This window comes from Neisseria weixii (genome assembly GCF_042658245.1).
Classification (GTDB): Bacteria; Pseudomonadota; Gammaproteobacteria; order Burkholderiales; family Neisseriaceae; genus Neisseria; species Neisseria weixii.
The window spans coordinates 22,602-28,735 of record NZ_JBHSPY010000029.1 but is presented as its reverse complement, the minus strand read 5'-3'; the positions used below and the strand labels follow the sequence as shown (position 1 = coordinate 28,735).

Below are 6,134 nucleotides of genomic sequence, written 5' to 3'. Positions count from 1 at the left end.
AGCGGGCTTGGATTAAAGGTGTTGGGAATCGGCTGAGAATGGCGGATGTGGATTGGCTGTTTCAGGCGTGTATCGATAAATAAGTTTATTTGCTATACATCTTACAGGCCAATACCTTGCAAATGCGAAACCCTGCCTTCAAACAAGAGCTGAAAACATGGTTGCGCTACAATAAAAAACACCAAGACCAAACACGGGACGGATTGAGTTACGCTGCCTTTGGTGCGCCGAATGTGCCGCGTTGGATAGCCGAAACCGCCATGTCGTTTGCCATGCGCGAAATACCGCAGCACAAGTCTTGCCAACGGCAAATAAACCGAGCCTCCCATTTCGCCCTGTTTACTCTGGAACAGCAAACTGTCACGCATTGGATCAACTTAGGGCGCACCCTGCAACGCTTCCTGCTTGCCGCCACCGCACACGGCCTCGCCCATTGCTATCTCAACCAGCCCTGTGAAGAACGCACTGTCGCACAAAATATGGCACAAGCCCTGTCGCTTAATACATCGCCTGTAATTTTGATACGCTTGGGCTGTGCCGCACCGCGCCCCTATTCATTGCGCCGAAATATTGCCGATGTGATAGACCAAAGCCAGACCCCGCAGATACGGCCAGCCGCCCCAAGCGGCGTAACCGTACGGTAGTCTGTTAATGATTCTGTTAATGATTAAAGTAACCATGCGCCAAGCCCGGCAAGCGTGCGCACGGTTACGCTTTGCTTGGGCAAAGCTTAGCCGTACCTACGGCAATAACGCCATGGTTTGGCATGAACAGGCCGTCTGAAAGTGATGTTTCAGACGGCCTGTTTTATCAACCAACAGTTTACAGCGTATCGGCAATTTCTTTCAGCATTTCAAACGATTCGGCCTGTTTGGCTTCGTCGTAAATATAGTTCAAAGCCATAATCTCATCGGCTTGGACGCGCGCTTGCAGGTTGAGCAGTTGTTTGCGCACGCTCTCTTTGCTGCCGATGATGTCTTCGCCCAGCATTTGTTTCACGGCAAATTCTTGGTCGTCGCTCCACACGGCCGACATATCGGCTACCGGCGGTTGCAGCGGTTTCATTTGGCCGCTGACCACGCCTAAAAACTGCTGTTGTTGCGAGGTGTGCAGCAAATGCGCTTCCTCGTCGGTATCGGCAACGATGATGTTGACGCAGATGATGACTTCGGGTTTGTCGAGATATTTTGACGGCTTGAAGCCGTTGCGGTAGATTTGCACCGCCATTTCCATCATGCGTGGGGCAAAGTGGCCGGCGAACACATACGGCATACCGAGTCCGGTGGCGAGATAGGCGCTTTCGGTGCTGGAGCCGAGAATATAAAGAGGCACGTTTTTATCCATCGCCAAATAGGCTTTGACGTAACCCTGCTCGTCTGCGCTGCCGAAATAGCGTTGGATGGTTTGGATGTCGTGCGGAAAATTCATCGACACGTCTTGCGCGTTGCGGCGCAAGGCCAAGGCGGTGCGCGGATCGGTGCCCGGCGCACGGCCGACACCTAAATCGATGCGGTCGCCGTATATGGTGGCCAAAGTGCCGTATTGCTCAGCCACGGCCAGCGGGCTGTGGTTGGGCAGCATCACGCCGCCGGTGCCGACGCGGATGGTCTGCGTGTTGGCCAAAGTATGACCGACCAGCAATTGTGTAGCGGAACTGAGCAAATTGGGCATATTGTGGTGTTCGGCAATCCAATAGCGTTCATAACCCAAACGCTCGGCGGTCTGCGCCAGCGTCACCATCGATTGGATAGCCTGTTTTGGGGTTTGGCCTTCGCGCAAAGGCACAAGGTTGAGCATGGAGAGTTTGAGCATAATCGTTCCTGATTGGGTGTGGTTGTTTCGATATATATAAGCAGATAAGGCTGTCTGAAAAATTATCAATGCTTTTTCAGACGGCCTTGATGAATAAAGTTTATTTTCAAGCAGGTGGATAAGGCAAACGCTTACCGAATCAGCATTCACACGTGTATCTTTTTATAATTGAATAAAATCATGGCTGCCATAAATATGCGCTAAGGCTGAGGCTTTTTCAAAATCTCCGCCTTTTGCACAATTCTTCGTTATGTGCTTCTCGAAATTTTGACTATCAAGATAATGCCTGCGCTTTCTGCGTGGCTCTAACTGAGAACTGTATTCAAATCCGGGGTTTGCACAGTTCACAGGCCGTCTGAACCTTTCAGACGGCCTGTGTTAAAATCTGCTGTCTTTTTTCTTTGGCCGCTTGTGATGAAACCGAATGCTTCTTTTTGGTCGACGGTGCCGCTGTTGGTGTTGCCGCCGCTGTTTTGGGCGGGCAATTTCGTGGTCGGACGTGCGGTGCGTGGCGATATTCCCCCTTTAAATTTGTCGTTTGGCCGCTGGGCAATTGCGCTGGCGGTGATTCTGCCTTTTGCGTGGCAACACATGCGCCGCGATTTGCCTTTATACAAACAATATCCAGCCAAAATCGTGGCGGTATCGCTGGCGGGAGTGGCGTCGTTCAACACCTTGGTTTATATGGGCTTGCACCACACGACCACCACCAATGCGCTGCTGCTCAATTCCTGCATTCCGGTGCTGATTATGTTTTTCGGTGTGTTGTTTTACCGCCAGACGCTGCTGCCGGCGCAGATTGGCGGCTTGGTGCTGTCGATGTCGGGCGTATTGAGCATTATTCTTCATGGGGAATGGGACAACTTATTGGCCATGCAGTTTAATTCGGGTGATTTGATTGTGTTTGCGGCAATGATTTGCTGGGCGCTTTATACCTTGTGGATGAAAACGCTGCCCGCCGAAATCAACCGCATAGGCTTGATGGCGGTGCAAATCATCATCGGCTTAGTCGCTTTAATGCCATTGTGGCTGTGGGAAACGGCTTCAGGCGCAGAGATTGTGTTCAGCCCTGCCGCCTTGCTCGCCTTAGCCTATGTCGGCTTGCTGCCCTCGGTGGCGGCTTATCTGCTTTATACAATGGCGGTGGAAAAAGTCGGGCCGGTACGCACGGGTTTGTCGGTGCATTTGATTCCGGCCTTCGGCGTGTTGCTGGCGGTGTTATTTTTAAGCGAAAAGCTGCACGCTTACCATCTCATCGGCATTGTACTGATTGCCTGCGGGTTGGTGTTATCCAACCGCAAATGATAACAAAATAGGCCGTCTGAAATAATTTCCCCTTTCAGACGGCCTTTTGTTAGTTTGTTTTAAATTGTCAACAAAAGCACGCGGATTTTTTGTTACAATACCGTCCACTACAATGATTTGCACATTAAAAGGATCAACATGAAAGTAGCTGTTGTCGATTACGGCATGGGTAATTTGCACTCGGTGCTGAAATCCGTACAGGCCGCGCAAAAATTGGCCGGCTTGCAGGCCGATATTTTTCTGACCGACAAGCCGGACGAAGTGTTTGCCGCCGACAAAATCATTTTCCCCGGCCAAGGTGCCATGCCCGACTGCATGGGCGCGTTGCAGCAAAGCGGCTTGGGCGAAGCGGTTTCAGACAGCCTGAAAAACAAGCCGTTCTTCGGCATTTGCGTCGGCGCACAATTATTGTTCAACCACAGTGAAGAAGGCGACACCGCCGGTTTGGGCTGGTTTGCCGGTGACGTGAAGCGCTTTGCCGCCAACCGCCACGATGCCAACGGCGGCAAATTGAAAGTGCCGCACATGGGCTGGAATGCGGTGCGCCAAACCCAAAGCCATCCGCTGTTTGCCGACATCGCGCAAAACACGCGCTTTTACTTTGTACACAGCTACTACTTCGCGCCGCAAAACAGCGACATCGTATTGGGTACCAGCGAATATCCGGAAGAATTTGCCTGCATTGTCGGCCAAGATAATGTGTTTGCCACCCAATTCCACACCGAAAAAAGCCATGACGGCGGCTTGCTGCTGTTGCGCAATTTCTTAAACTGGCAGCCATAAAGATCCGGCACGAAACAAAGCGTATCGAAGACGCCTGAATCGTGCTAAAATTCGCTAAATTGTGTAAAATGATTTGCACATCATGATTCTGTTTTTCAGAAAGCCTATCATCAGGCCGTCTGAAACCTACTTTGGAAAAATTATGTTACTTATCCCTGCAATCGATTTAAAAGACGGTCAATGCGTGCGTCTGAAGCAAGGCTTGATGGATCAGGCAACCGTATTTTCCGATACGCCGGCGCAAACTGCCGAACACTGGTTCAAGCAAGGCGCGCGCCGTCTGCATTTGGTGGATTTGAACGGCGCATTTGCGGGCGAACCGAAGAACTTCCCTGCGATTAAAGAAATCCTGGCCGCCGTGGCGCAACACATTCCCGTGCAATTGGGCGGCGGCATCCGTGATTTGGCCACCATCGAAAAATATCTGGATTTGGGTCTGACCGACGTCATCATCGGCACCGCTGCCGTGAAAAACCCCGAGTTCGTGCGCGAAGCCTGCAAAGCCTTTCCCGGCCAAATCATCGTCGGCTTGGATGCCAAAGAAGGTATGGTGGCGATTGACGGCTGGGCAACCGTGACCGAACATCATGTCATTGATTTGGCCAAACAATTTGAAGACGACGGTGTCAACAGCATCATCTACACCGACATCGGCCGCGACGGCATGATGAGCGGCGTGAACATTGATGCCACCGTCAAGCTGGCCGAATCGATTAAGATTCCCGTGATTGCCTCCGGCGGCCTGACCGATTTGAACGACATCCGCGCCCTGTGCGCGGTCGAAAAAAGCGGCGTGGCCGGTGCGATTACCGGCCGTGCAATTTACGAAGGCAGCATTGATTTTGCCGAAGCACAAAAGCTGGCCGATTCGTTGGCCTAATCTGTTTCAAACCATATTTTATAGGGTGCGCCTGCGTTTCATTTTACTGCGCCCTACCACGCTTGATTGCTTTGCCACGATATAAAACCAACAGGCAAAGCGGTTTTATTCAATCATTAAGGGGTTACACATGCTGGAAGCATTCGTCTTAGGCTTTTGGTTGATTTGGTCTGCCGACCGCGACATTTATCCGCTGACCGAAAGTCTGTGGTTTACCATTTTGGCCGTCATCATGCGCCAACTGACCGCTTTTGCCATACCGGAAATTGACGGTCATTGGGTGGCGCTCAACGGCGCATTATGGGTGTATATCGCCGTTGTTTTCATCATCGTCAACCGTTTCAGCACCAGCTTTATGAGCACCATGCTCATGGCCGCCGCTGCGGGCATCGGTTATTTTCAATTGCTGCAATATCTGCCCGACTGGGTCAGCGGCTGGCTGAGTTAGACCTAGGCCGCCTGACTCTTTCAGACGGCCTCAAACCTGTTGCACACACCGCAACCGCTTTTTATTGATGGAAATCCTTTCAATGGCATTGGCAAAACGCATTATCCCCTGTTTAGACGTAGATAACGGTCGCGTGGTCAAAGGCGTCAACTTTCTCGGCCTGCGCGATGCAGGCAACCCGATTGACGTCGCCAAACGCTATAACGACGAAGGTGCCGACGAGCTGACCTTTCTCGACATCACCGCTTCTTCCGACAACCGCGACACCATTTTGCATGTGATTGAAGAAGTGGCATCGCAAGTATTCATTCCGCTCACCGTCGGCGGCGGCGTGCGCTCAGTGGCCGATGTGCGCCGCCTGCTCAATGCCGGTGCCGACAAAGCCAGCATCAACACCGCCGCCGTGACCAATCCTGATTTGGTCAACGAAGCCAGCGGCTTTTTCGGCTCGCAAGCGATTGTGGTGGCCATCGATGCCAAAGCGGTCAATCCTGAAAACACACGCTGGGAAATTTTCACCCACGGCGGCCGCAAACCAACCGGTCTGGACGCAGTAGAATGGGCGGTGGAAATGCAGAAACGCGGCGCCGGCGAAATCCTGCTTACCAGCATGGATAGGGACGGCACCAAAATCGGCTTCAACCTGCCGCTGAACCGCGCCATTTCCGAAGCAGTCGATATCCCCGTAATCGCTTCCGGCGGGGTGGGCAATATGCAACACTTAATCGACGGCGTGAAAGAAGGCAAAGCCGATGCCGTGTTGGCAGCAAGTATTTTCCACTTCGGCGAAGTCAGCATTCACGAAGCCAAACTGGCCATGCAGGCAGCAGGGATTGAAGTGCGGTTGTAATCATTTCAGACGGCCTGCTGATATATTGCCGACAAGCCGTTTGAATGCGCTCTCAC

Annotated in this window: 7 protein-coding genes; 6 read left to right on the top strand and 1 reads right to left on the bottom strand. The window is 52.1% G+C overall.

Translation table 11 applies throughout. From position 1 onward, the window contains the following. Positions 1 to 122: 122 nt before the first annotated feature. A complete protein-coding gene (locus ACFPVS_RS11205) occupies positions 123 to 644 on the top strand; it encodes a hypothetical protein (protein WP_378595777.1) in 522 nt (173 codons plus the stop codon). Between the two features lie 178 nt (positions 645 to 822). Here ACFPVS_RS11205 and ACFPVS_RS11200 read toward each other — a convergent pair whose 3' ends face one another. Continuing rightward, positions 823 to 1,812: an LLM class flavin-dependent oxidoreductase gene (locus ACFPVS_RS11200; protein ID WP_096295837.1), complete on the bottom strand. Its 990-nt coding sequence runs from the start codon at positions 1,810 to 1,812 to the stop codon at positions 823 to 825. Positions 1,813 to 2,226: 414 nt separating this feature from the next. Here ACFPVS_RS11200 and ACFPVS_RS11195 point away from each other — a divergent pair, with 414 nt between their 5' ends. The 5 genes from ACFPVS_RS11195 (at position 2,227) to hisF (ending at position 6,078) form a co-directional block, all read left to right on the top strand. Further along, on the top strand, positions 2,227 to 3,117 hold the full coding sequence (locus ACFPVS_RS11195; RefSeq protein WP_123804605.1) for a DMT family transporter: 891 nt from the start codon (positions 2,227 to 2,229) through the stop codon (positions 3,115 to 3,117). Positions 3,118 to 3,255: 138 nt separating this feature from the next. Further along, positions 3,256 to 3,900: an imidazole glycerol phosphate synthase subunit HisH gene (hisH, locus tag ACFPVS_RS11190; RefSeq protein ID WP_096295838.1), complete on the top strand. Its 645-nt coding sequence runs from the start codon at positions 3,256 to 3,258 to the stop codon at positions 3,898 to 3,900. Between the two features lie 142 nt (positions 3,901 to 4,042). Next, positions 4,043 to 4,780, top strand: coding sequence for a 1-(5-phosphoribosyl)-5-[(5-phosphoribosylamino)methylideneamino]imidazole-4-carboxamide isomerase (gene hisA / locus ACFPVS_RS11185; protein ID WP_378595776.1), 738 nt, complete (start codon positions 4,043 to 4,045; stop codon positions 4,778 to 4,780). A gap of 130 nt (positions 4,781 to 4,910) precedes the next feature. Further along, positions 4,911 to 5,228, top strand: a complete 318-nt coding sequence (locus ACFPVS_RS11180) for a multidrug transporter MatE (RefSeq protein WP_096295839.1) — start codon at positions 4,911 to 4,913, stop codon at positions 5,226 to 5,228. Between the two features lie 82 nt (positions 5,229 to 5,310). Further along, a complete protein-coding gene (gene hisF / locus ACFPVS_RS11175; protein ID WP_096295840.1) occupies positions 5,311 to 6,078 on the top strand; it encodes an imidazole glycerol phosphate synthase subunit HisF in 768 nt (255 codons plus the stop codon). Positions 6,079 to 6,134 lie beyond the last annotated feature (56 nt).

Excerpts from the sequence above, each read along its gene's own strand:
- hisA (WP_378595776.1), top strand. The coding sequence starts at position 4,043 with ATGTTACTTATCCCTGCAATCGATTTAAAAGACGGTCAATGCGTGCGT.
- ACFPVS_RS11200 (WP_096295837.1), bottom strand. The coding sequence starts at position 1,812 with ATGCTCAAACTCTCCATGCTCAACCTTGTGCCTTTGCGCGAAGGCCAA.
- ACFPVS_RS11195 (WP_123804605.1), top strand. The coding sequence starts at position 2,227 with ATGAAACCGAATGCTTCTTTTTGGTCGACGGTGCCGCTGTTGGTGTTG.
- hisF (WP_096295840.1), top strand. The coding sequence starts at position 5,311 with ATGGCATTGGCAAAACGCATTATCCCCTGTTTAGACGTAGATAACGGT.
- ACFPVS_RS11180 (WP_096295839.1), top strand. The coding sequence starts at position 4,911 with ATGCTGGAAGCATTCGTCTTAGGCTTTTGGTTGATTTGGTCTGCCGAC.
- hisH (WP_096295838.1), top strand. The coding sequence starts at position 3,256 with ATGAAAGTAGCTGTTGTCGATTACGGCATGGGTAATTTGCACTCGGTG.
- ACFPVS_RS11205 (WP_378595777.1), top strand. The coding sequence starts at position 123 with ATGCGAAACCCTGCCTTCAAACAAGAGCTGAAAACATGGTTGCGCTAC.